At 66.0% G+C, this 21,896-nt stretch carries 26 protein-coding genes; 21 read left to right on the top strand and 5 right to left on the bottom strand.

All coding sequences use genetic code 11. The annotated features are described in order from the left end of the window. Positions 1 to 126: 126 nt before the first annotated feature. Both ACTIF6_RS06915 and ACTIF6_RS06910 read right to left on the bottom strand, forming a co-directional pair. A complete protein-coding gene (locus ACTIF6_RS06915; protein ID WP_003454806.1) occupies positions 127 to 996 on the bottom strand; it encodes an ImmA/IrrE family metallo-endopeptidase in 870 nt (289 codons plus the stop codon). A gap of 2 nt (positions 997 to 998) precedes the next feature. Continuing rightward, positions 999 to 1,385, bottom strand: a complete 387-nt coding sequence (locus ACTIF6_RS06910) for a helix-turn-helix domain-containing protein (RefSeq protein WP_003454804.1) — start codon at positions 1,383 to 1,385, stop codon at positions 999 to 1,001. A 276-nt stretch (positions 1,386 to 1,661) separates the two neighbouring features. Here ACTIF6_RS06910 and ACTIF6_RS06905 point away from each other — a divergent pair, with 276 nt between their 5' ends. The 21 genes from ACTIF6_RS06905 (at position 1,662) to ACTIF6_RS06805 (ending at position 20,472) form a co-directional block, all read left to right on the top strand. Further along, positions 1,662 to 1,886: a DUF2188 domain-containing protein gene (locus tag ACTIF6_RS06905; RefSeq protein ID WP_003454802.1), complete on the top strand. Its 225-nt coding sequence runs from the start codon at positions 1,662 to 1,664 to the stop codon at positions 1,884 to 1,886. Between the two features lie 5 nt (positions 1,887 to 1,891). After that, on the top strand, positions 1,892 to 2,893 hold the full coding sequence (locus tag ACTIF6_RS06900) for a CBASS cGAMP-activated phospholipase (RefSeq protein ID WP_003454800.1): 1,002 nt from the start codon (positions 1,892 to 1,894) through the stop codon (positions 2,891 to 2,893). After that, entirely contained in the window at positions 2,887 to 4,029 is a 1,143-nt protein-coding gene (locus ACTIF6_RS06895; RefSeq protein WP_003454798.1) for a CBASS cGAMP synthase, read from the top strand. Before ACTIF6_RS06900 ends, ACTIF6_RS06895 begins: the two co-directional genes overlap by 7 nt. Then, positions 4,026 to 5,654 carry a ThiF family adenylyltransferase gene (locus tag ACTIF6_RS06890; protein WP_003454796.1) on the top strand — a complete coding sequence of 543 codons (1,629 nt, stop codon included), beginning with the start codon at positions 4,026 to 4,028 and terminating at the stop codon, positions 5,652 to 5,654. Before ACTIF6_RS06895 ends, ACTIF6_RS06890 begins: the two co-directional genes overlap by 4 nt. Next, a complete protein-coding gene (locus ACTIF6_RS06885; protein ID WP_003454794.1) occupies positions 5,642 to 6,118 on the top strand; it encodes a Mov34/MPN/PAD-1 family protein in 477 nt (158 codons plus the stop codon). Before ACTIF6_RS06890 ends, ACTIF6_RS06885 begins: the two co-directional genes overlap by 13 nt. A gap of 205 nt (positions 6,119 to 6,323) precedes the next feature. Beyond that, positions 6,324 to 6,731 (top strand): RAQPRD family integrative conjugative element protein, encoded by a 408-nt coding sequence (locus ACTIF6_RS06880; protein ID WP_003454792.1) that lies wholly within the window; start codon positions 6,324 to 6,326, stop codon positions 6,729 to 6,731. Next, positions 6,728 to 6,967 carry a TIGR03758 family integrating conjugative element protein gene (locus ACTIF6_RS06875; protein ID WP_003454790.1) on the top strand — a complete coding sequence of 80 codons (240 nt, stop codon included), beginning with the start codon at positions 6,728 to 6,730 and terminating at the stop codon, positions 6,965 to 6,967. Before ACTIF6_RS06880 ends, ACTIF6_RS06875 begins: the two co-directional genes overlap by 4 nt. Before the next feature lie 21 nt (positions 6,968 to 6,988). After that, complete coding sequence (locus ACTIF6_RS06870) at positions 6,989 to 7,366, top strand: TIGR03745 family integrating conjugative element membrane protein (RefSeq protein ID WP_003454787.1); 378 nt, start codon at positions 6,989 to 6,991, stop codon at positions 7,364 to 7,366. Positions 7,367 to 7,378: 12 nt separating this feature from the next. After that, entirely contained in the window at positions 7,379 to 7,807 is a 429-nt protein-coding gene (locus tag ACTIF6_RS06865) for a TIGR03750 family conjugal transfer protein (protein ID WP_003454784.1), read from the top strand. Then, positions 7,804 to 8,496, top strand: coding sequence for a PFL_4703 family integrating conjugative element protein (locus ACTIF6_RS06860; protein ID WP_003454780.1), 693 nt, complete (start codon positions 7,804 to 7,806; stop codon positions 8,494 to 8,496). The genes ACTIF6_RS06865 and ACTIF6_RS06860 overlap by 4 nt, the downstream gene beginning before the upstream one ends. Further along, positions 8,493 to 9,413, top strand: a complete 921-nt coding sequence (locus ACTIF6_RS06855) for a TIGR03749 family integrating conjugative element protein (RefSeq protein ID WP_003454777.1) — start codon at positions 8,493 to 8,495, stop codon at positions 9,411 to 9,413. Before ACTIF6_RS06860 ends, ACTIF6_RS06855 begins: the two co-directional genes overlap by 4 nt. Beyond that, a complete protein-coding gene (locus ACTIF6_RS06850; RefSeq protein ID WP_003454772.1) occupies positions 9,403 to 10,869 on the top strand; it encodes a TIGR03752 family integrating conjugative element protein in 1,467 nt (488 codons plus the stop codon). Before ACTIF6_RS06855 ends, ACTIF6_RS06850 begins: the two co-directional genes overlap by 11 nt. After that, on the top strand, positions 10,850 to 11,284 hold the full coding sequence (locus ACTIF6_RS06845; RefSeq protein ID WP_033873709.1) for a TIGR03751 family conjugal transfer lipoprotein: 435 nt from the start codon (positions 10,850 to 10,852) through the stop codon (positions 11,282 to 11,284). The genes ACTIF6_RS06850 and ACTIF6_RS06845 overlap by 20 nt, the downstream gene beginning before the upstream one ends. Next, a complete protein-coding gene (locus tag ACTIF6_RS06840; RefSeq protein WP_003454755.1) occupies positions 11,284 to 14,178 on the top strand; it encodes a conjugative transfer ATPase in 2,895 nt (964 codons plus the stop codon). The genes ACTIF6_RS06845 and ACTIF6_RS06840 overlap by 1 nt, the downstream gene beginning before the upstream one ends. Positions 14,179 to 14,191: 13 nt before the next feature. Continuing rightward, positions 14,192 to 14,938: a DsbA family protein gene (locus ACTIF6_RS06835; protein ID WP_003454752.1), complete on the top strand. Its 747-nt coding sequence runs from the start codon at positions 14,192 to 14,194 to the stop codon at positions 14,936 to 14,938. Between the two features lie 193 nt (positions 14,939 to 15,131). Continuing rightward, positions 15,132 to 15,626 carry a RadC family protein gene (gene radC / locus ACTIF6_RS06830; protein WP_003454748.1) on the top strand — a complete coding sequence of 165 codons (495 nt, stop codon included), beginning with the start codon at positions 15,132 to 15,134 and terminating at the stop codon, positions 15,624 to 15,626. Positions 15,627 to 15,782: 156 nt separating this feature from the next. Next, the gene (locus tag ACTIF6_RS06825; RefSeq protein ID WP_003454745.1) at positions 15,783 to 16,229 is read left to right on the top strand and encodes a TIGR03757 family integrating conjugative element protein; all 447 of its coding nucleotides are present in this window, start codon (positions 15,783 to 15,785) and stop codon (positions 16,227 to 16,229) included. Further along, entirely contained in the window at positions 16,226 to 17,176 is a 951-nt protein-coding gene (locus tag ACTIF6_RS06820; RefSeq protein WP_096068856.1) for a TIGR03756 family integrating conjugative element protein, read from the top strand. Before ACTIF6_RS06825 ends, ACTIF6_RS06820 begins: the two co-directional genes overlap by 4 nt. A 9-nt stretch (positions 17,177 to 17,185) precedes the next feature. Beyond that, positions 17,186 to 18,589, top strand: coding sequence for an integrating conjugative element protein (locus ACTIF6_RS06815; RefSeq protein ID WP_003454739.1), 1,404 nt, complete (start codon positions 17,186 to 17,188; stop codon positions 18,587 to 18,589). After that, positions 18,586 to 18,939, top strand: coding sequence for a hypothetical protein (locus tag ACTIF6_RS06810; protein ID WP_439587243.1), 354 nt, complete (start codon positions 18,586 to 18,588; stop codon positions 18,937 to 18,939). Before ACTIF6_RS06815 ends, ACTIF6_RS06810 begins: the two co-directional genes overlap by 4 nt. A gap of 15 nt (positions 18,940 to 18,954) precedes the next feature. Next, positions 18,955 to 20,472: a conjugal transfer protein TraG N-terminal domain-containing protein gene (locus ACTIF6_RS06805; protein ID WP_003454733.1), complete on the top strand. Its 1,518-nt coding sequence runs from the start codon at positions 18,955 to 18,957 to the stop codon at positions 20,470 to 20,472. Between the two features lie 5 nt (positions 20,473 to 20,477). Here ACTIF6_RS06805 and ACTIF6_RS06800 read toward each other — a convergent pair whose 3' ends face one another. From ACTIF6_RS06800 to ACTIF6_RS06790, 3 genes are all read right to left on the bottom strand, one after another. Then, positions 20,478 to 20,849 carry a DUF3742 family protein gene (locus ACTIF6_RS06800; RefSeq protein WP_003454730.1) on the bottom strand — a complete coding sequence of 124 codons (372 nt, stop codon included), beginning with the start codon at positions 20,847 to 20,849 and terminating at the stop codon, positions 20,478 to 20,480. Positions 20,850 to 20,935: 86 nt separating this feature from the next. Continuing rightward, positions 20,936 to 21,400 (bottom strand): type II toxin-antitoxin system YhaV family toxin, encoded by a 465-nt coding sequence (locus ACTIF6_RS06795; protein ID WP_003454727.1) that lies wholly within the window; start codon positions 21,398 to 21,400, stop codon positions 20,936 to 20,938. Beyond that, entirely contained in the window at positions 21,400 to 21,717 is a 318-nt protein-coding gene (locus tag ACTIF6_RS06790; protein ID WP_003454724.1) for a type II toxin-antitoxin system PrlF family antitoxin, read from the bottom strand. The genes ACTIF6_RS06795 and ACTIF6_RS06790 overlap by 1 nt, the downstream gene beginning before the upstream one ends. Positions 21,718 to 21,896 lie beyond the last annotated feature (179 nt).

The following is a 21,896-nucleotide window of genomic DNA, read 5'->3' as shown; positions in this document are numbered from 1 at the left end:
AAGATAATCTCCGTCTCACTCTTCATGGCGACTCATCGACACCAAACATCTTTTGACCTTTGACACTGCATCCACCCTACATCTTCGAGGCCATGTGGCCACTCAGACACACGAACGCAAATGGCCTCAGCGGCGCCTGCTGCGTCCCGGCCACGGTAGCTGCCCAGTGAGTTCAGCCAAGCCACCGTCGTCCTCGACGCGTACACCGAAGCGGTTCACTTCGACCTCAGGTAAATCGTCGCTGTCGAACCAGAGCAGCGAGGTCGTGGTGTCAGTACGTGCGTAGTGCCTGGAGAGTTCCCAGAGATCGAGGCCCTTTTCCCAGTTGTCGAACCAGATGTCTTGTGCAACCTCATCTGTGTCGGCAGCACTGCTGCCTGAAGAACGGAGACGGTGAGCCACAGAGCCGACAGGAATGGCAGACCTGGGAGATATCCAAGCCCCAGCCTGTCGCAAACTGGTGGAGCGTGCCGCGTAGCGCACTGCACCGCGCTCCATGGTGACGAAGGCGCAAGGGATGTCGCTGAGGGAGGCGAACCGCGACGCAGCGGCGGGAAATGATGTGCTGAAAAGCGCCGCCATGCCCTGGATCAGCTCCAGCGAAGGTTCTTCCTTGGGCACAAGCGATAGCCATTGCTGATACGGCATCAGCAACTCGGCGGCGAAAGTGTCGCATGCGATTTCGTTCGGATGCCGCTTCGCATAGGACCAGGACGGCACCTCTTCGTGGCTCGATTCCAGCGCAAGGACGATATGCGCAATTTCGTGGCAGATGGTGAAGCGTTGGCGTTCTTCTGTCTCCAGCGAATTCACCGTGATCACGTGCTTGCCATTCGGCTTGGTGATCGTGTAGCCGGACTCCCCCTCACTAAGCTCCTCTTTCTTGACTTTGGCGTTGGCCGCGACCACATAGGGCGTCAGGTCTTCTCGGATGCCGGACACATCAACCTTCGCAACAAAGGCCCGTGCTTTCTGTGTGACATCCGCTTCATCCATATTCAGTCGTCCTCGTCCTCGAATGCTCGCTGTATCCGGGCGATCAGTGTCGCGGGATCGGGCCTTGTATTTCCACGATGCCTCACGCCTGCTGCAGCCGAAAAGATGTCGATGCTGATGGAAGGATCGTTCAGCACGAATTCAACAAGGCGGGGATCGGCCTCCGCATGGTCGACAAGCCACATCACCAGCGCAGCATCTCTTTCACCTGGTTTGAGAACCTTCAGCAGCTTCTCGACTAAGTCCACTGACGGATTTGTCTTTTCGCCGGACTCCAGCCGGTGGACATAGGCATGGTCCACCGAAGACAGTTGACCGATTTCGCGCAATGAGAGGGTTCTGCGCTCGCGTAGCGTCTTGAGGGCGACGCCCAGGCCTGTTTGTGACATCCGTTCCGTTCCTTGTGGCTGCGGCGGACAACGGTGTGTGTCCGGTCCGAAGCAGTTGCGTTCTGCGGCACCAAGCCCACCAATTGCAGCTTGGCACCAAGTCTGATACATTGTTGTCCAGCCAGACAACAGAAGTGAGTTCTACGACTGCAGCAAGTTGATTTGGCTTGACTCGCCCGTTGTCTGCAAGAGCAACGAATTTTGCTTCAACCGGTGGTCATTGGCAACCCGGCCGGCTGGCCGGGGTCTCGATGGTTCAACTTTAGGAAATTCGCCATGACAGGCAAAAATCAGCATGTAGTTCCTCACCAGGACGGTTGGGCCGTCAAGGGTGCCGGCAATCAACGGGCAACCTCCGTGCACGATACGCAGCAGCAGGCCATTGACGCGGCGCGGGACATCGCACGCAACCAGCAGTCCGAACTGGTCATCCACCGTCCGGACGGTCGCATCCGTGACAAGGACAGCCACGGTAACGACTCCTTCCCGCCGAAGGGCTGAGTGCCATGATGGGCGTGCCCACCTACCATGTGCTCGCCCTGTCTGGGGGCGGCTATCGCGGCTTGTACACAGCGACGGTTCTTGCCGAGCTTGAAGCCGTGCTAGGCCGCCCCATCGCTTCGCACTTCGACCTGATCTGCGGCACCTCTGCAGGCGGGATGCTGGCCTTGGGGCTGGCCGCGGAAATCCCCGCCATTGAACTCAAAGCCTTGTTCGAACGACAGGGCTCCCGCATCTTTGGTTGCCGAAGTCTCGCTCGGCGCCTTCTGGGCTTCTGGTTGACCGCCAAGCACGACTCCGCAGGGTTGCGGGGCGTGCTGACCGAGCGCTTTCAAGACGCCACGATCGGCAACTTGAAGCACCGCGTTCTCGTGCCAGCCGTCAACTACTCGACGGGGCGCGGCCAGTTCTTCAAAACGCCTCACCATCCCTCATTTGAGATGGACCACCGCATGAGGATCGTGGATGTGGCGTTGGCGACCGCCGCTGCGCCCGTTTACTTTCCGCTAGCGCGCAACGATCGTGGCGTCTTTGCGGATGGAGGACTGGTCGGCAATGCGCCAGGACTGTTCGGGCTGCACGAAGTCAATACGTTCCTCGCGCCGAAACAGAATGCACTGGTCCGGGTGCTGTCCATCGGCACGATGACGATCGGTGCAACCGTCCGTGGCGGCGCCAGCCTCGACCGCGGATTCGGCAAGTGGCGCGGAGGGCTGTTCGATCTGGTGATCTCTGCCCAGGAGTCGTCGGTGGACTACATGCTGCGCCAGTCGTTGGGTAGCAACTACTTCCAGATCGACGACAAGGCCACGCCCGATCAAAGCAAGGACGTAAAGGCGCTGGACCGGGTTTCCATCGGCGCCACGAATACGCTGAAGGACCGCGGCAATCATGCAGCGCAGCGCGCGCTTGGCGACCCTCTTTTCCAACCGTTTCGAGCGCACCAGGCCGGCGCACCCACCTTCTATCACGGCCCCAACAAGAATGTGCCGGAGGCCGAATGCTGAACCTGAGCCCGCTTTTCTTTACCACCGTCGATGACGAATCCTGCATGCATGACGAGCTGGATCTGTCGCCCGAGCAACGAGCCTGGATCGCCAGCGCCCGAAATGATGTCAGGAACTGCCTTCGCACCGGAATTCCGCGCGTGCTGCGCGAACGCGGGTACACGGACGACGTGCCGCAGCCACGCTTCTTCACGCAAGGATCGTGGGCGTACAAGACCTTGAACGGCCCGGCACAACGGCCCCAGCAGGCGGATGTCGATGATGGTTGCTATCTGCCGTTGAGTTTTGTCTCGCAGACGAAGCGTCCCAGCAGGGCCACAACGGTGTTCTTTGCAGCTGCTGAAGAAGCCTTGAGGCTGTTGGTCGAGGAGAAGCACTGGAAGCTTGTCACCGACAAGCCGACATGCATCCGGATTGTCATTGCGGCCTATGCCCACATCGACATTCCGTTGTACGCCATCCCCGACGAAGAATTCGTCACGCTCGCGAAAGCCTCGATGGAGCGATACGGCTATGACTCGCTGACGGAGGCGGTGAACATGGCAGAGCGGGATGCCTGGACGGCATTGCCCGCTGATAAAGTGCTCCTGGCTCACCGCGAGTGCAACTGGATGCCCTCCGACCCCAGGCCTGTGAAGGAATGGTTTTTGGGCGAGGTGGAGGCCAAGGGCGAACAGTTCCGCCGCGTGATTCGCTACTTGAAGGCGTTTCGCGATTGGCGGTGGTCGAGCGGTGGACCGGCTTCGATTCTGTTGATGGCCGCTGCGGCTCCGCTATTCGAGAAGCGGGATCGGCGCGACGACCTGGCGTTGCTGGATGTCGTCGCGGCATTGCCGGCCCGGCTGCGCGCGGGGGTGAACAACCCCGTTGATGAGTCGGAGTCGCTTACTGCACGCCTTGGTAAAGAGGGCGTCGAAGAGGCTGCGAAAGCGTTCGAAGCATTCGAAAAAGTGCTGCGCGGAGCCACCAACGCCGGCAGCCCTTCACAGGCCTGCGTCTGGATGCAAGGCGAATTCGGTCCGCGTTTTCCGAACGAGCCGGACCGGGTCAAGGTGGTATCCGTTGTCGCCACCATTGCCGCAGCGCCGGCTACGGCTGGTCCGAGCGAATTGGTCGGGCGCACGAAGGCCGGATGAGCAGCGTCGCCGTGGTCTCCGATGTGGTCGAAGCCTTCAGGCTGCAAGGCTTCGAGTTTGTCGGCAAGACGGACGACGGCTGGTTCAAGCTGAGGGGGCCGTTGATCCCGTGCGGCGCGGACGATGGCATTCCATGTGAGGTTCAGCTCGACCCTACCTTCTTCGACCTGCCTCGCATTCGGCTGCTCGAAATTCCGCCTGAACTGCCCAATGCAGTTCCTCATCTTGGCGCGGAGGGCGGCCTTTGCTATCTGGCCAAGGGAACTGTCGTGCTGGACATCTACGATCCTGTAGGGCAGTCCTTGGCGTGCCTGCAACGGGCGGCAGCGGTGCTCGGGCAGATCTTGAAGGGCGAGATGATCGAAGATCTCGCCGAAGAGTTCTTTGCCTACTGGAACGGCTGGCTTTGTTTTGTGGACATGCAAGGCGAAGATCTGGGGCGACAAAACTGTATCGTTGCGCAAGCCAATGGGAATCCACTCTGGTTCATCACCGACAACGAAGATCGAACAACAAGAAAGTTGCATTCACTCGGCTACCAGGTCACTGATAAAACGGTGCTGACATACCGGGTCAAGACCACCGCGCAACCCCGCCCACTAACCAGCCACTGGCCCCCCGAAACGGTGGGGGACGTCTTGGCTTGGCAAAGCACCCTGGACCCACGGTGTCGGCGCAAGATTCACGAACGAATCAAGGAAGGGCAAAGCAAAAAAGCAAATGGCGTCCTGATCATCATCGAATCGCCACTGATGACCTACGGCTTTGCCGTGCTCTTTGACCACCAAGTGAGTCAAAAGACCAAGCTTGCTGATCGCAGGGATTCGAGTTTTGGGCTGAAGGTAATGCCCGTCTCAGTGATCAGGATCGATGACCGGTATCTGGCCCAGCGCAACATCCCCAAGTCGAAAACGTTGGCGGGGAAACGAATCGCACTTGTGGGTTGCGGCACGATCGGCGGATACCTCTCGGACATGCTGGTCAAGGCCGGGGCAGGATCATGCGGAGGGAAACTCACGCTGGTGGATTTTGATGGCCTCCTTCCACAGAACATCGGACGGCATCGGCTCGGCTTCCCGGACCTGTTGTCGAACAAGGCTGAGGCGATGGCGAAGGAACTCAAGCGCTTGTCGCCAGGCGTCGAGGTTCATGCGCTCCCCGTGGACGTGAGACAGGCCCAACTGGGAAAGCTGGACCTACTCATCGATGCCACCGGCGAAGAATCCCTCGGGCATTGGCTGTGCGGCCGCTACAGGGCTCCCACGCCCATGCTTTCTGTTTGGATCGAAGGGCCGGGAACGGCTGTGCGTGCGCTCCTGAGAACGAACGCATCGGGTGCGTGCTACCGATGCCTATGGCAGAGCCACAGAAGAGGCGAACTTCGCTCGACCATTGATGCTCTGCCTAACATCTTGGCAGGCCACGGGTGCGAGGGCTTGTACGTGCCATTTCCGGCTTCGGTGTCGGTGCAGGCAGCCAGCTTGGGTGCTGAGATGGCCCTTGATTGGGTCAAGGGCGTCCACTCTCCTGCATTGCGGACCCGGCTGATCGACCAGACCCATCATCTGGCCACGCCTGACTGCGATCCTCTGCGAGATCATGATTGCCCTCTATGCAATTCCTAGGGTCCTGGGCAACTGGCGACAAGAGCAGGTTGCTGCATTTTTCGACCCAGACGCTGGAGACATTCAGTCAGCATATCCAGGCTAGTGATGCCGACTGCGAAGCGGGCGGACTCTTGCTTGGTTCTGTACATGGAGCCCATTTGCTCATTGAGCAGGCGACGGTTCCTACCGCGTGGGACAAGCGGTTTCGCTATCTGTTCGAGCGGATGCCGTTTGGTCATGAGGCTATTGCGTTGTCGCGATGGACGGCGAGTCAGGGAACTGTCCGCTATTTAGGCGAATGGCATACCCACCCGGAAGACCATCCCCAGCCTTCTAGCCTTGACAGATCTGAATGGACTTTGTTGGCAGCGCAGCGTCGGGACAAGCGGCCAGTGCTCGCTGTCATCATCGGGCGTAGATCTCTGTATGCAGAGTTGGTGCCGAGATCAGGCGAAGGGTCGATATTCTTCCCCGTGGAGTAGAGCACTAGCGCAACAACCATCATCGTCTTGACTTGCACCTCCACTCAGACGGTAGTGCATTAAAGACGACGTCATCGGGGAAATTCCTTCCTCTGCAGCGGAGTTTGCCGCGGAAAGCGGTGGCTGGCCGGTTCCGATTGATTGCGGCGCCGGAAGACCGGCCGTTTGAGCATCGAGCCATCCGCATCCCTCGGAGAACGGCTCGATGGAAACCACTCGCAATCCCGCGCAGGTTCGGCGCTTCGCCGTCGAGGCACCCTGGGCCGTGCGTGTTGCCGCGCTGCTGCTTGCCGCTGCCGGATTGCAGCCCGCCATCGCCGCTGACGCCTCCGACAACGCTGCGGAGCGCGAGATGCTCGCCGCGGTAACGCGCCAGCTCGAACTGCTGGACCGCCTCGCCGAGCACGCCGCCACCACCGCGCCGCAGGAGCGCGCCCGCTACCACTTCGACTACGCGCGGCTGCGCGCCGACCTGGAGCGCGTGCGCACCGGCGTGCGCGACTACCTCGTTCCGCAACGCGCCCAGCCGCGTGATCCCGTGCCGCTGGCCGGTGACTACACGCGCAGTAACGCGGCGCCTGCGACGTCGCCCAAGGAGGCGCCGTCGCCATGACGCCTTCCGCCGATCAGGTCGCCGCCTTCACGGCCAACGGCGGCTTCGCGCCCGGGGCCGTCTCCACCGTCGTGCTCGGCTTCGTCTTCGCCATCCTGCTGCTGTGGGGCGTGTGGGCGATGCGCACTGCCTATGTCGGCTGGGCCGAGCACCACCTGACCCAACGCCAGTTCCTCGGCGTCATCGTGCGCTTCGTCGCGATGTACCTGGTGCTGGGCTTTTTCCTCCTGTCCTGACCCCATGAAAGGTACTTCGCCATGAACGCTCCCGCTACTTCTCGCCGTCCCACGTCGCGGCCCGCCGCGCGCATCGCCGCGCTGCTGATCCCGCTGGGCATCGCCGCCACGCCGCTGCCGTCGTTCGCCGACCTTCCCACGCTGGAAGACCCGTCGCGCGGCACCGGCAGCGGCATCATGCAGACGCTGCAAAACTACGGCTACGACATCGTGCTGCTGATCGCGCTGCTCGTCGTCGCCTCGATGTTCGTCGGCGTCTGCTACCACGCCTACACGCGCTACGCCGAGATCCACACCGGCCGCGCAACGTGGGGGCAGTTCGGGTTGACCGTCGCGGTGGGCGCGATCCTGCTGGTCGTCGGCATCTGGCTGCTGACCAAGGCTACCGGCGTCCTGTAAGGCCCGGCAACGATGGCCGGCGCCCTGGAGAGTCCGTCGCGCGACGGGCTCGTGACCTTCCTGCCGCACCGCCTCAACCGCCACCCGGTGGTCGTGCGCGGGCTCACGGCCGACGAGCTGTGGGTCTGCGCCGGGCTGTCCGGCGCGGCCGGTCTCGTGGCCGGCGTACCGCTGGCCTGGCTGACGCACAGCATCGCGATGGTGCCCACGCTGATCGTCGCCGGCATCGGTGTCGGTGTCTTCGTGGGCGGCGGCCTGCTGCGGCGGTGGAAGCGCGGCCGGCCCGACACCTGGCTGTACCGCCAGCTCCAGTGGCGCCTCGCGCTGCGCTACCCCGCGCTGGCTGCGCATGCGGGCGGGGGCCAGCTCATCACCCGGTCGGGCTGGTGGTCCACGCGGCGCCTGCGGCCCGATCCGTCCCTGCGTCGAGGTAGACCATGAGCCGATTCAAGAACGAGGTCGCGCACCTGCAGGCGCATGTGAAGACCTTGCGCCTGGCTGGCGCCGCACTGTTCGTCGTGGCGCTGCTGCTCGGCTTCGGCTGGTGGAGCGCACCCAAGAGCCTGACCATCCACGTGCCACCCGACCTGCGCTCGGGCAGCACGCGCAAGTGGTGGGACGTGCCGCCGGAGAGCGTCTACGCCTTCACCTTCTACATTTGGCAGCAGGCCCAGCGCTGGCCGACCAATGGCGAGCAGGACTACCCGCGCAACCTGCATGCACTGTCTGCGTACTTCACGCCGAGCTGCCGTGCCTTCCTGCAGCAGGACTACGAATTCCGGCGCAGCAACGGCGAGCTACGCCAGCGCGTGCGCGGCATCTACGAGATTCCCGGCCGCGGCTACGGCGACGAGCCGGCCATGCGCGTGCGCACCGTGTCGGCCAACAACTGGATCGTCACGCTGGACGTGAGCGCCGACGAGTACCTGGGCGCCGAGCAGGTCAAGCGCGCGCTCGTGCGCTATGCACTCAAGGTTGTGCGCATGGACGTGGACCCCGAGCGCAACCCCTTCGGCCTGGCGCTGGACTGCCATGCACGCGCGCCGGAGCGCATCGAGACCCCGCCGCCTGCGGCGCCGCCCGGCCGGGCCGCAAGCGCCGGCTCCAACTTGCAGGGAGACACCCCATGAAGTCCCTCGTGAAGCGTTCATCTGCGGCGGCCCTGGCTGGCCTGCTGCTGTGCCTGGCCTTCGTGCCTGCGGCCCATGCCGTCGAAATCCTGCGCTGGGAGCGCCTGCCGCTGGCGGTGCCGCTGGTGGTCGGCCAGGAGCGCGTGGTGTTCATCGAGCGCAACGTGCGCATCGGTGTGCCGCCCACGGTTGGCGAGCAGTTGCGCGTGCAGAGCGCTGGTGGCGCGATCTACCTGCGCGCGAGCGCGCCGATCCCGCCCACACGGCTGCAACTGCAGGACGTGGAGTCGGGCGCGCTGATCCTGCTGGACATCGCGGCCGAGCCGGCGAAGGCGGGCCAGCCTGCACTCGAACCCGTGCGCATCGTCGAAGGCGACGTGCCGGCGACGCGCTACGGCGAGCCGGCCAAGCCGGCGGACGACGATGCGGAGCGCACCGTACCCGCAGCGAAGCGCGCCACGCCGGTGGCGGTTGTGCTCACGCGCTATGCGGCGCAGAACCTCTACGCGCCGCTGCGCACCGTGGAGCCCGTTCCCGGCCTCGGCCGCGTCAATCTGCGCCGTGGGCTGGAGCTTTCCACCTTGCTGCCCACACTGCCGGTGCGTGCGCAGGCGCTGGCCGCTTGGCGGCTCGAAGACCAGTGGGTGACGGCGGTGAAGCTCACCAACGCCTCCGGGCGCTGGCTCGACCTCGATCCCCGCGCGCTGCAGGGCGACTTTCTCGCCGCGACCTTCCAGCACCCGAATCTGGCGCCGGCCGGCCGCGCCGCCGACACCACGGTGGTCTACCTCGTGACCCGTGGCCACGGCCTGGCCGAGTCGCTGCTGCCCAAGCTCTCACCGATCGACGCGACGGTGAACCTGCCGCCGGCCGCGGCGGCCGGCCAGGCCGAAGGAGGTGCCCGCCATGAAAAGTAACCCCCTCCTGAAGTGGCTGCTGATCCCGATGGCGCTGGTGCTGCTGTTCGTCGGCATCAAGATGTTCTCCGGGGATCGCGGCGCCAAGCCCGTTCCGGCCGGCAGCGCCAACTCGCTCACGCCCGAAGAGATGAAGGCGCTGGGCATCGAGGGCGACACGCCGCGCGATACCGTTGCCACACTGGTGGCCCAGGTCAAGCAGTTGCGCAACGAGCTGCAGACGGCGCTCAACGACAACAAGAACCAGAAGAGCGAGAACGAGCGTATGCGCGCGCGGGAAAGCGCGATCGACCAGCGCATCCAGTCCGCGCTGGATGGTGAACGCGGCCGCCTGCAGCAGGACCGCGAGCAGTTGGCCGGCGACCGCCAGCAGACCCAGGGCCTGCTGCAAGACCTGCAGCGGCGCCTGGATGGGCTTTCCGGCAAGGGCGGCCAGGCCGATCTGCCGGTCGGGCTCGGCCTGGAGGACGGCGACGGCAAGGGCTTCAGCGGCAGCCAGGGCGGCGCCGCGCGCAGCACCAGCGGCACGCGCTGGGTGGAACCGGACGATGCGAAGCCTTCGGCGAAGAACGGCAGCAGCGGCGGCCTGAACTTTCCGACCAGCTTCGGGCCGGCGCAGAAGACGCTTTCCGACACGGCCGACAACGTGGCCAGCACCGTCGCGGATGCAGGCAGCCGCGCCGTGGGCACGTCGTCCAAGCCGGTCTACACGGTGCCGTCGAACTCGACGCTGATGGGCTCCATCGCGATGACCGCGCTGATCGGCCGCGTGCCGATCGACGGCACGGTCAACGACCCGTACCCCTTCAAGGTGCTGATCGGCCCGGACAACCTCACCGCCAACGGCATCGACATTCCCGACGTGGCGGGCGCGGTGGTCAGCGGCACGGCCTCGGGCGACTGGACGCTTTCCTGCGTGCGCGGGCAAATCCGCTCGGTGACGTTCGTCTTCAACGACGGCACGGTGCGCACCATGCCGGAGGACGGCAACCGCAACCAGAACGGCGGCTCGGGCGGCAACGCGAACAGCACCACGCACGGCGGCCTGGGCTGGATCAGCGACCCCTACGGCGTCCCCTGCGTCAGCGGGGAACGGCGCAGCAACGCGCAGCAGTACCTCGGTTCGCAGGCCCTCATCACCGCGGCCGGTGCCGGTGCGGCCTCCCTCATCAAGTCGGACAACGGCAGCGTGGCCGTGGTCGCCAACAGCAACGGCTCGCTCGGCACGGTGGGCATTACCGGCAACGAGGCCATGGGCCGCATCCTGGCCGGCGGTGTGCGCGACATGGCCGATTGGGTCAACAAGCTTTACGGGCAGGCCTTCGCCGCCGTCTACGTGCGCCCCGGCGCCAAGGTCGCCGTGCACCTGGAGCAGCCGCTCAACATCGACTACGACGCCAAGGGGCGCCGGGTCAATCACCGCATCGGAGGCAAGCATGCGTCGGATTTGGATTGAATCGGCCGTGGTGCTGTGCGCGGTCGTGGTGCTGGGCGGCTGCGCCACCAGCAAGGACAAGGTACTCCCGCACGGCGACTACACCATGCTCGACGTGTGGAACCAGGAGACGGGCGGCAGTGCCGGCGGCGGGCAAGCGGCGCGGCAACTGCTCGATGCACGCCAGGGCCTGCGCCGGCCGCTGACGGAGGCCGACGTGCATGCGGCGCCCGCCGCCGCTACCGCCTACACGCGCACCGCGGCCAACGAGATCTACCGCCAGTTCCACCGGCTCCCCAACCCCGATCTGGTCATGTACGTGTTCCCGCACCTGGCTGGCAGCGATCCGGTGCCAGTGCCTGGCTACACCACCGTCTTTCCCCTGTATCAGAGGGTCCAGTACGCCATGCCCGGCGAACGCCTGGAGGACTACTGATGGCCTGGACCTTGCCCTGGCCGCGCAAGGCCCTCGCATCGGCTGGCCCTGAGCTGCACGACGAGGATGCCTGGTCGCGGCATGTGACGACACTGGCGGCACACGGCATCCCGGAGCCGGGCACCGTCGCGGATGACCGGCTGCACCGTCCTGCTACCGAGGCGGACCAGCAGGCGCTCTACGGTGTGGCGCCGTCCTTCGCCGACCTGCTGCCTTGGGTGGAGTACCTGCCGGGTTCCAAGAGCATGCTGCTGGAAGACGGCCAGTCGGTGGCGGGCTTCTTCGAGCTGGCGCCGGTGGGCACCGAGGGCCGCGAGATGGCCTGGCTGTGGCAGGCGCGCGATGCGCTGGAGAACGCACTGCAGGACTCCTTCGACGAACTCGACGAGAACCCCTGGGTGGTGCAGCTCTATGCCCAGGACGAATCGAGCTGGGACAACTACCTGCGCGGGCTGGCCGACTACGTTCGGCCGCGCGCCCAGGACAGCGCCTTCACCGACTTCTACCTGCGCTTCTTCGGCCATCACCTGCGCGCCATCGCCAAGCCCGGCGGCCTGTTCGAGGACACGACGGTGACGCGCCTGCCGTGGCGCGGCCAGGTGCGGCGCGTGCGCATGGTGGTCTACCGGCGTGCGAGCGCTACGACCGCATCGCGGCGCGGTCAGTCGCCCGAGCAGGCACTGACGACGATCTGCGACCGGCTCGTGGGCGGCCTCGCCAACGCGGGCGTGAAGTCCCGGCGCATGGCGGCCGACGACATCCACGACTGGCTGCTGCGCTGGTTCAACCCGCACCCGACGCTGCTCGGCCCCAGCGCCGATGACCGCGAGCGCTTCTACGAGCTGACCCGTTACCCCGAGGAAACCGAGCAAGGCGAGATCGAGCTGGCCAGCGGGGACTTCGCGCACCGCCTGTTCTTCGGCCAGCCGCGCTCGGACATGGCGAACGGCACCTGGGTGTTCGACGGCATGCCGCACCGGGTCATCGTGATGGACCGGCTGCGCATGCCGCCCGCCACCGGCCACGTCACCGGCGAAACCCGCAAGGGCGGCGATGCGGTCAATGCGCTGTTCGACCAGATGCCCGAGGACACGGTGATGTGCCTGACGGTCGTCGCGACGCCGCAGGACGTGCTCGAAGCTCACCTGAACCACCTGAGCAAGAAGTCGGTCGGCGAGACGCTGGCCTCGGAGCAGACACGCCGCGACGTGCAGGAAGCGCGCGGGCTGATCGGCAGCGCGCACAAGCTGTACCGCGGCGCGCTCGCCTTCTACCTGCGCGGGCGCGACCTGGCGCAGCTCGACGCCCGCGGCCTGCAACTGGTCAACGTCATGCTCAACGCCGGTCTGCAGCCGGTGCGCGAGGAAGACGAGGTGGCGCCGCTGAACAGCTACCTGCGCTGGCTCCCGTGCGTGTTCGATCCGGCGCTGGACAAGCGCCAGTGGTACACGCAACTGATGTTCGCGCAGCACGCCGCGAACCTTGCGCCGGTGTGGGGCCGCAGCCAGGGCACGGGGCATCCGGGCATCACGTTCTTCAACCGCGGCGGCGGGCCGATCACCTTCGATCCCTTGAACCGGCTCGACCGCCAGATGAACGCGCACCTGTTCCTGTTCGGGCCGACCGGCTCTGGCAAGTCGGCAACGCTCAACAACATCTTGAACCAGGTCACGGCCATCTATCGGCCGAGGCTGTTCATCGTGGAGGCTGGCAATAGCTACGGTCTGTTCGGCGACTTCGCCACGCGGCTCGGCCTCAAGGTGCATCGCGTGAAGCTCGCGCCCGGCGCCGGCGTCAGTCTCGCGCCGTTCGCCGACGCGCACCGGCTGGTCGATACGCCCAGCCAGGTGCAGACCTTGGATGCCGATGCGCTGGACGAGGACCAGGAGCCCGCAGCGCAGGCGGCGAGCCGCAGCGACGAAGTGGACGAGCAGCGCGACGTGCTCGGCGAGCTGGAAATCACCGCGCGGCTGATGATCACCGGTGGCGAGGACAAGGAAGAGGCGCGCATGACGCGCGCCGACCGCAGCCTGATCCGCCAGTGCATCCTCGATGCGGCCCAGCGTTGCGTGGCCAACCAGCGCACCGTCCTGACGCGCGACGTGCGCGATGCGCTGCGCGAGCGCGCCCGCGATACGGCACTACCCGAGGTGCGGCGCGCGCGGCTGCTGGAAATGGCCGACGCGATGGATATGTTCTGCCAGGGCGTGGACGGCGAGATGTTCGACCGGCCCGGCACGCCCTGGCCCGAGGCCGACATCACCATCGTCGATCTGGCGACCTTCGCACGCGAGGGCTACAACGCGCAGCTTTCCATCGCCTACATCAGCCTTATCAACACGGTCAACAACATCGCCGAGCGCGACCAGTTCCTCGGCCGGCCGATCATCAACGTGACGGACGAGGGGCACATCATCACCAAGAACCCGCTGCTTGCGCCCTACGTCGTCAAGATCACGAAGATGTGGCGCAAGCTCGGCGCCTGGTACTGGCTGGCGACGCAGAACATCGACGACCTGCCCAAGGCCGCCGAGCCCATGCTCAACATGATCGAGTGGTGGATCTGCCTCTCGATGCCGCCCGACGAGGTGGAGAAGATCGCGCGCTTTCGCGAGCTGAACGCGGCGCAGAAGGCGCTGATGCTGTCGGCCCGCAAGGAGGCCGGCAAGTTCAGCGAGGGCGTGATCCTTTCCAAGAGCATGGAAGTGCTATTCCGCGCGGTGCCGCCCAGCCTGTACCTGGCGCTGGCTCAGACCGAGCCGGAAGAGAAGGCCGAGCGTTTCCAGTTGATGCAGCAGTACGGCATCGGCGAACTGGACGCCGCTTTCAAGATCGCCGAGAAGATCGACCGCGCCCGCAGCATCGAGCCGCTGGTGCTCGATGCGCTGGCGTGACGGGGAGTCCACGATGCGCATCCCTCGCTTCGCGCCGTCCCGCACCGTCCTTGTCGTCGCGCTGCTGATGGCCGCGGCCCTGACAACGGCCGCATGGCTCGGCCTGCGGCCGCAGTCGCCGCCCGCCGAACCCGATTTTCCTTCGGCAGAAGCAACGCCTGCGCCGGCAACGGCACCAGCCGGCCCGCCCTGGCGCTATGGCCGCGCCGATGCGCGCTTCACGGTGGTCGAGTACGCCGACCTCGAATGCCCGTTCTGCCGCGCCTACTTCGCAGTGCTCAAGCGCTGGATCGACGCGCACCCGGACGTGAGCTGGCAATGGCATCACCTGCCGTTGCCGTTGCACGAGCCGGCCGCGTCTGCCGGTGCGCGCCTGGTGGAGTGCGTCGGCGAGGCCGGCGGCCAGGCCGCGTTCTGGCAGGCCGCCGAGTGGGTCTACACGCACACCCGCGGCGACGGTCAGGGCCTGCCCGAGGGCCTGCGCTATCCCGACCTCACGCCGGCCGCGCAGCAGTGCCTCGACAGCGACCGCCCCGATGCGCTGATCCGCGCACAGTCGGCGAGCGCGGCGCAGGAGGGCATCAAGGTCACGCCCACGCTGCGCCTGCAGGATCGCCAGTCCGGCAAGACGCTGCTGCTGCACGGCCCGGTCGAAGGAGATGCCTTGCTGTCCGCGATCGACCTGCTGGCGGCCAGTGCAGCGGCCGAGCCCGCATCGAAGGAAATGCCTGCCGAGTCTCTCGGAGACATGCCCAGGTAGCCACGATCTTCAAGGCTACGACGCGGCTTGGCCGTGCTGATCGACCCCGTTCGCTGCGCATCCCTGGACGCGAACAGCCACTGTGCATGCGGTGGCGGATGCCCGCTCTTCTGCCGCTTGTTCTTCATCGTCCCCGGAGGGTTTGTCCCTCCCGGGACAGGCGTCCTCCGACTTCATCCCGTGGAGGTTCGCCATGTCCTATGTCGTCGCCGACTCGCGTCCCGAGTCGCTCAGCCTGATCGCCGCCCAGCACGAAGACTGGATCATCCGCCAGGCCATCGCCTTGCTGGAACAACGCATCTTCAAGGCCGGCCCGATGCTGAACAGTCCCGCCGCCGTGCGCGACTACCTGCATCTGAAGCTGGTCGCGGAGCCCAACGAGGTCTTCGCCGTCGTGTTCCTCAACTCTCAGCACCAAGTCCTCGCCTACGAGCCGATGTTCAAGGGCACGGTCGATCAAACCTCGGTGTACCCGCGGGTGCTGGTGCAGCGCGCCCTGGCCCTCAACGCCTCGGCGGTCATCCTGGCCCACCAGCATCCATCTGGCATGACCGTGCCTTCGGCCGCCGATCAGGCGCTGACCGACCGGCTCAAAGCCGCCCTGGCGATAGTCGATGTCCGGGTGGTGGATCACTTCATCGTCGGCAAGGGCACGCCGTACTCCTTCGCCGAATCCGGCCTGCTGTAGCGCCGCTGACCGCCTGGTCCCCGCGGGAGCCTCGGCTCCCGCTTTTCTTTCGCCTGTCTGCCCAAAGCGGAGCGCGCGCGGTGCGCATTCCTTGTCGCGGTTGGACTGCCTTCGGCGTTCGACTAGAGCCTTGCTCTCATTCCCAGGACGCCCGCCATGACGGCTCCCTTCTTGAAACCCATCCCGCGGCTGCGGTGTACGCGCATCGCCTGCGCGGGAGGGCTGCTGCTGTGCCTGCTCGGCCAGGACGCATCCGCAGCCGACGTGCTGGTCGTGACCGACAGCCGCCATCCCGTGCAGTCCGCATCCGGCGCGCGCGTGATCGAGCTGGATCTGCCCGAGCGCATCGAGGCCGAACTGGCCGCGGGCCTGCCTGCCGATCCGGGCCGCGCGGCCGCGCTCGTGCAGCAACGCCTGCGCGATGGCAGCCAGGCACTACAGCGCCGCATCGGCAGCGCCTACCAGGGCGTCGCCGATGCCTGGGGCTTGGGGCTGGCCAAGGTGCCTGCCGTGGTGGTCGATCGCCGCTACGTGGTCTACGGCGAGCCCGATGTCGCGCGCGCCGTGGCACGCATCGAATCACATCGGAGGGCACAGCCATGAACCGCCTGCTGTCGGCGTCGTCGCGCCGGGCCCGCCTTGCCATCGCTTCGGTGCTGCTCGGCGGCGCCGCTTCGAGCTTCGCGCTGAACACGGCTACCATCGTGTCCTCGGCCCTGTCGCCCGACTGCCTGGAATATCGCGTCGTCGGCATCTGCTACTGGCTGTTCTGCACCTGGACGGGCTGCAAGGTGCGCACCTCGGTGAAGGTGCGCCACTACATTCCCGACGCGGTGGTGTCGAGCTACAGCAACACCGGCGAGAACCCGTGGATCGAGGTGCGCGCCATGAGCATGCCCAATCCCACGGCGCAGGCCGGCGGCGACGGGACGACGAACCACGACAACGAGAACAACCTGGCGAAGTTCAAGAACGCCGACGTGATCGGGCATCCCGGCGGTTCGGTGTTCAGCCAGTTCGCCAGCGCGTCCGGCTACGCCTGCCAGGGCGCAGGCACGGCCTTCATGCCGTACCTGCTGAGCACCCTCGACACGCTGGCCTGGCGCTACAACGTCCCGGAGATGGTGTACCCCGAGGCGGTGATCCCCGGCATGCGCGAGATCGGCGGCCGCACGACGCTCAACCTGTGGGGCAACGTCTATCCGCGCGGCGGCTTCCTGCATCAGACCGACGACTACAAGAGCGGCGCCGTCGTCGCGCAGCGCGCGGGCGATGTCGTCACGCGGCGCATGCAGCCGCACGTCTACCAGCCGCTGCTCGCGAGTTCGAGCGACGGCTATTGGCCGGCCGGCGCCCTGGTGGAGAGCGATGCCTCCACCGGCAAGTGGCAGGAGCTGACGCCGACCCTCTCCAACTCCTGCGCCGTGTTCCCCCACTCCAACACGCGCGTGCAGGCCCAGCAAGGCGACTACGCCTGGGCGCTGTGGCGGCCCTATGCCTGCTGCCAGCGCCGCGGGCAGGTCTTCCTCGGCAGCGTCGATTTCCTCTGAGGTATTCCGATGAAAGCGTCTCTCTCCCGTTTCGCACAGCGCGCCAGGCCCTACGCGCTCAGCATCGCGCTCGCCTGCGCCGTCACGGCCGCAGCCGGCGTCGCGTGGGCGCAGACCCGCATCAGCCCCACCGGCGTCGGCGTGAGCGGCAGCGTCATCGGCGACGACGTGCTCTACAGCATCGGCGGCGGCCGGGCCGTGTCCATGGGCGGCGCCGGGAACATGCAGAGCATCGGCGTGGGCATCGGCTGGAACAGCAACCTGATCTGCGGAAACATGAGCATCACGACGACGCTGCAGAACCAGTTGAACGGCCTCACCAATGGCTTTCAGCAGATCATGTCCTCGGTGATCCAGAGCGCCACCAGCGCCGTGGCGTCGCTGCCGGCCCTGATCATCCAGCGCGCCGATCCGGGCCTCTACAACCTGCTGACCAACGGCGTGCTGCAGGCTCGGCTCGATTTCGACCGCAGCAAGTTGACGTGCAAGGCGATGGCCAACCGGATGGCGGACATGGCCGGCGGCCAGGCCGGGTGGGATCAGCTCGCCGAAGGTTTCGCGCTGCGCGATGCGGTGAGCAGCACCGATGCGGTGTCCGCCGTCGAGCAGGCCGAATCGAACAAGGGCAACAACGGCGTGCCCTGGGTGGGCGGCGGCAACGCGGGCGGCTCGGGCCAGGGTTCCATCAAGGTGGTCGGCGACGTGACCCGTGCCGGCTACAACCTGCTCAACAGCCGCGGCGTCAGCGACACCTCATCCATCCCGCGCGCGTCCTGCGGCAACCGGCTGACCTGCCAAACCTGGTCCTCGCCGCAGGCCGCAGCGGACTTCGCAACCCGCGTGCTCGGCGAGCGCGAGCAACGCACCTGCGAGACCTGCACCAAGACGCAGACCACGCCTGGCGTCGGCCTGACGCCGGTGATCCAGGAAGAGTACGAGACCAAGCTGCAGGCACTGCAGGGCCTCGTGACGGGCTCGACGCCGATGACGGTGGCAAACCTCGAAGCCGCCGGCAGCAACTCGCTGCCGATCACGCGCGGCGTGATCGAGGCGCTGCGCGACGAGCCCGATCAAGACCTGCTCGGCAAGCGCCTGGCGTCCGAAGCCGCGCTGTCGAGCGTGCTGGAGAAGGCCCTGCTGTTGCAGCGCACGCTGCTGACCGGCAAGAAGGAGCCGAACGTCGCCGCCAACGAGCTGGCCGTGAAGGCGGTCGATCAGGAGAACAACGCGCTGGAGCAGGAGATCAACAACCTCAAGACCGAGCTGGAGCTGCGGCGCACGCTGGCCGGCAATTCGGCGATGGCGATCGTGCAGCGCCACGGCACCCGCGCCGCGGGCTCGCGCGGCATCTTCGAGGGCGACACGACGCGCGACCGGCTCAAGGAAGTGCAGAAGCCGCGGAGCGGGCCATGACCAGCCGGGCCTGGCTGCGGCCGGCACGGCTGCTCGGCCGCCGCGTCGGCATCGTGCTGCTGTGGGTGCTGCTGGTGGCGGGCATCGCGGTCGGCGTGAACGTCGTCGGCCTCCACATCGTCGGCAGCATCGACGGCTGGGAGCAGTGGCTGCGCGAGCAATCGGGCCACTTCCTCGTCTGGCGGCTGCTGCTCTACGCGGCGACGGCCTACGGCTGGTGGTGGATGCGTCGGCCCCTGCGCGAACGCGAGCCATTGGCCGAGACCCATCAGCGCCTGCTGCGCGCCGAGATCGCGGCCGTCGCCACCCTCGTGCTGCTCGAAGGCAGCCAGCTACTGCGCAATGGCTGAGCCCTGGAGAACGCCATGACGCTCAACACAACGGACTACCTGGAGTATTACCTGACCCTGGTCGGGTGGATCGTCAGCAACGGCATCTGGAACATCCTCGTGGCCAGCGGCGTATTCGCGCTGCCCTTCGTGGTCATGGTGGTGCAGGAATGGCTGCGCGCGCGGGCCGAGGGTGCGGACGAGGGCAACAAGGGGGTGCTGTCATCGATGCGCATCGAGAACCGCGTGTGGGTGGCGATCGTCGTCATCCTGTTCGCCGGCATCCCCTTCATTCCGGTCGACCTCAGCACCATCAAGTTCGACACGACGCGCTCCGCGCAATGCCAGGTCAGCGTCCCGCAGCCCACCGACACGGGCTGGTCGAACGCCTACACCACGCTCAACAACCAGAGCGCGCTGGTGCCGGTGTGGTGGTTCTTCATGCACGCCATCTCGAAGGCGGTGACGGGCGGCGCGGTGGCGGCCATCCCCTGCGGAACGGATCTGCGTCAGATGCGCATGGACGTGGATGCCACGCGCATCGATGACCCGGTGCTGGCCCAGGAGGTCGGCGACTTCGTGCATGACTGCTACGGCCCCTCGCGCGCCAAGCTGTTCATGTCTCGGCCCACGCTCTCCGACGAGCAGATGAATGACGTGACCTGGATCGGTTCGAGCTACTTCCTGAACAACGCGGGCTTCTACGACACCTACCACTCGAACACGCCACGCACGGCCTGGCCCTACGACGCGACGCGCGATGCGGGGCTGGCCCAGGTGGATAGCGGCGGGGGCTACCCCACGTGCCGGCAGTGGTGGTCGGACGGCGGCAGCGGCCTGCGCGCGCGTCTGCTGGCCCAGGTCGATCCCGACCTGCTGACGCGCATCGGCCGCTGGGCGGGCTTCCTGTCGCAGAGCGAGGTGAACGACTCGGTGATCCGCGCCGTGGTCTCGCCGCGGCAGCAGAAGATGAACCAGGGCTCGGTCTACACCGACTACGGCGGCCAGATCGAGAAGACGCTGCCCAACGTCGTGACGCGCGGCGCCGGCGACCTGGGGCTGACCATGGGCTCGCTGGGCTTCTTTCCGGCGATGGACGTGGTACGCCAGGCGCTGCCGATGGTGCTGTCGCTGCTCAAGATGGCGCTGGTGATCTGCATCCCGCTGGTGCTGGTCTTCGGCACCTACGAGCTGAAGGCGCTGGTCGCGGTGAGCTGCGTGCAGTTCGCGCTGTTCTTCGTGGACTTCTGGTTCCAGCTCGCGCGCTGGCTGGACAGCACGATCCTCGACGCGCTCTACGGCTGGGGGTTCGGCGCGAACCGGCCGCACAGCAACTTCGATCCGCTGATCGGCCTGAACAACGCCTTCGGCGACATGCTGCTGAACTTCGTCATGGCGACGATGTTCATCGTGCTGCCTACCTTCTGGGTGGCTGCGCTGGGCTGGGTAGGCGTGCGCGCGGGAACGGCAATTCAAGGGCTGGCGGCAGGAACCAGGGATGCCCAAGCTGCTGGCGGCAGGGGTGCGGGTGTCGCTATGAAAGCAGCGAAGTAACGCCTCTAGGCTTGCTCGTCTTCTGGATCGTGGGGGTCGATCCGGTAATCGTCATGGGTGTAGAGGCCGTACCCGGCAGGGCCGTATCGCCATTCCGGCTTGTGTTCCTCGTCGTAGCTCCCATCGTCGTTGCGGACTACCCAGGCGCCGACCAGCGCGAACGCAAGCAGCAGTGCCAGCCAGAACGCGGTGTAGAGCAGGACACCGATCGCAGCGAGCTTGACGGCCAGCAGCGCGGCCTTGGCAATGCCAGGCGCCCATCCCTGCGCGAGCAGCCAGCCCTGCGCCCGCCGATCCAGACGCGCGCAGCCTCTCCACGCCCGGCCCAGTGTCCGGCCGAGGCGTTCTGCGAAGGTGGTCTGTGCGGCGGTCTTCATGGTGGCTACCTCATGTTCATCCTGTCGTGTGGCTGTGATCCCTGTCCGTGTCGCGATTGAAACCTGTGCTGTTCTTCAACCGCGGTCTAGTCCTTGTCTGCTGCGCGCCAGTCGGCCTGGCTTGCGGCCACCAGCGCCGCCCAATCGTCCGGCGGGTTGCCGCGTCCCAACATCTTCTCGAACACCGCATAGGGGTCGGACTTGCTGCCCGACGACCGCAAGGTCTGCTCGTCGTTGACCCAGGCGAACACGATCGCCTTGGCCTTGGAGTCGAAGCGGAAGAACAGCCGGAACCGCCTCCCGATCTTTGCGCGCCGCCAGTGCCGGTAGGCCGGCCCCAAGGTGTTGCCCTGGCGGAATTCGTCGCGCGCAGGATCGCTCGGCACGACATCCATGATCAACTGGCTCAACGCCCGGAACAGCTTGACGTTGGCGTTGCTCTCGAACCCCTGCGGGTCGTTCTGTTCGGCCCGTTCCGCGGCCGCGTGCAGCTTGCGCAACTGCTCGATCACGCCCTCGTGGAACAGGAGCGTCCAACCGTGCCGCTGCATCAGAGCGCCACTTCGCCTTCGATGTCTTCATCGAGGTTCACCGCGTGGTGCGCGTTGGCCAGCATGGCCCGCGCCAGATCGTCCGGCAGGGACTGGACGTGCCGCCCGGCCCGGATGTCCGCTTCCAGCAGCCCCAGGAAGGCGCCGATGGCCGGGTCTTCATGGTCGGCGTCGGCGCGGGTCACGACGACTTCGCCGCCGCGCAGGTCGAACGCCACCTTGCCGCCGGTGTCCACGCCCAGCGCTTGCCGGATGGACTTGGGCAGCGTGATCTGACCCTTGGAGGTCAGCGTCGCGACTTCGTGGATTTCGGGCATGGCGGCACTCCTGATGGCAATGCCTGGATGGTAAGGAAATTTCCTTACCTTGTCAATCTGGGTGTGCATGGTGCTCCGTCCGGTCGATGAAACGGCTCCATCGTAGGGGCGGCACAGCCAGCCTTCCCGCATCAATCCGACTTGGGCCAAACCCGCATTGGTTGTGGTTCGGCAGGCGT

This window comes from Hydrogenophaga sp. (genome assembly GCF_051860785.1).
GTDB lineage: Bacteria > Pseudomonadota > Gammaproteobacteria > Burkholderiales > Burkholderiaceae_C > Hydrogenophaga.
This window is presented reverse-complemented; position numbering and strand designations above follow the sequence as displayed.

Bases quoted from the DNA above. Each gene is read 5' to 3' on its own strand.
- ACTIF6_RS06885 (WP_003454794.1), top strand. From the start codon at position 5,642: ATGCAATTCCTAGGGTCCTGGGCAACTGGCGACAAGAGCAGGTTGCTG.
- ACTIF6_RS06815 (WP_003454739.1), top strand. From the start codon at position 17,186: ATGAAAGCGTCTCTCTCCCGTTTCGCACAGCGCGCCAGGCCCTACGCG.
- ACTIF6_RS06890 (WP_003454796.1), top strand. From the start codon at position 4,026: ATGAGCAGCGTCGCCGTGGTCTCCGATGTGGTCGAAGCCTTCAGGCTG.
- ACTIF6_RS06870 (WP_003454787.1), top strand. From the start codon at position 6,989: ATGAACGCTCCCGCTACTTCTCGCCGTCCCACGTCGCGGCCCGCCGCG.
- ACTIF6_RS06790 (WP_003454724.1), bottom strand. From the start codon at position 21,717: ATGCCCGAAATCCACGAAGTCGCGACGCTGACCTCCAAGGGTCAGATC.
- ACTIF6_RS06810 (WP_439587243.1), top strand. From the start codon at position 18,586: ATGACCAGCCGGGCCTGGCTGCGGCCGGCACGGCTGCTCGGCCGCCGC.
- radC (WP_003454748.1), top strand. From the start codon at position 15,132: ATGTCCTATGTCGTCGCCGACTCGCGTCCCGAGTCGCTCAGCCTGATC.
- ACTIF6_RS06820 (WP_096068856.1), top strand. From the start codon at position 16,226: ATGAACCGCCTGCTGTCGGCGTCGTCGCGCCGGGCCCGCCTTGCCATC.
- ACTIF6_RS06905 (WP_003454802.1), top strand. From the start codon at position 1,662: ATGACAGGCAAAAATCAGCATGTAGTTCCTCACCAGGACGGTTGGGCC.
- ACTIF6_RS06915 (WP_003454806.1), bottom strand. From the start codon at position 996: ATGGATGAAGCGGATGTCACACAGAAAGCACGGGCCTTTGTTGCGAAG.
- ACTIF6_RS06805 (WP_003454733.1), top strand. From the start codon at position 18,955: ATGACGCTCAACACAACGGACTACCTGGAGTATTACCTGACCCTGGTC.
- ACTIF6_RS06840 (WP_003454755.1), top strand. From the start codon at position 11,284: ATGGCCTGGACCTTGCCCTGGCCGCGCAAGGCCCTCGCATCGGCTGGC.
- ACTIF6_RS06910 (WP_003454804.1), bottom strand. From the start codon at position 1,385: ATGTCACAAACAGGCCTGGGCGTCGCCCTCAAGACGCTACGCGAGCGC.
- ACTIF6_RS06795 (WP_003454727.1), bottom strand. From the start codon at position 21,400: ATGCAGCGGCACGGTTGGACGCTCCTGTTCCACGAGGGCGTGATCGAG.
- ACTIF6_RS06865 (WP_003454784.1), top strand. From the start codon at position 7,379: ATGGCCGGCGCCCTGGAGAGTCCGTCGCGCGACGGGCTCGTGACCTTC.
- ACTIF6_RS06835 (WP_003454752.1), top strand. From the start codon at position 14,192: ATGCGCATCCCTCGCTTCGCGCCGTCCCGCACCGTCCTTGTCGTCGCG.
- ACTIF6_RS06855 (WP_003454777.1), top strand. From the start codon at position 8,493: ATGAAGTCCCTCGTGAAGCGTTCATCTGCGGCGGCCCTGGCTGGCCTG.
- ACTIF6_RS06850 (WP_003454772.1), top strand. From the start codon at position 9,403: ATGAAAAGTAACCCCCTCCTGAAGTGGCTGCTGATCCCGATGGCGCTG.
- ACTIF6_RS06825 (WP_003454745.1), top strand. From the start codon at position 15,783: ATGACGGCTCCCTTCTTGAAACCCATCCCGCGGCTGCGGTGTACGCGC.
- ACTIF6_RS06860 (WP_003454780.1), top strand. From the start codon at position 7,804: ATGAGCCGATTCAAGAACGAGGTCGCGCACCTGCAGGCGCATGTGAAG.
- ACTIF6_RS06875 (WP_003454790.1), top strand. From the start codon at position 6,728: ATGACGCCTTCCGCCGATCAGGTCGCCGCCTTCACGGCCAACGGCGGC.
- ACTIF6_RS06880 (WP_003454792.1), top strand. From the start codon at position 6,324: ATGGAAACCACTCGCAATCCCGCGCAGGTTCGGCGCTTCGCCGTCGAG.
- ACTIF6_RS06895 (WP_003454798.1), top strand. From the start codon at position 2,887: ATGCTGAACCTGAGCCCGCTTTTCTTTACCACCGTCGATGACGAATCC.
- ACTIF6_RS06845 (WP_033873709.1), top strand. From the start codon at position 10,850: ATGCGTCGGATTTGGATTGAATCGGCCGTGGTGCTGTGCGCGGTCGTG.
- ACTIF6_RS06800 (WP_003454730.1), bottom strand. From the start codon at position 20,849: ATGAAGACCGCCGCACAGACCACCTTCGCAGAACGCCTCGGCCGGACA.
- ACTIF6_RS06900 (WP_003454800.1), top strand. From the start codon at position 1,892: ATGATGGGCGTGCCCACCTACCATGTGCTCGCCCTGTCTGGGGGCGGC.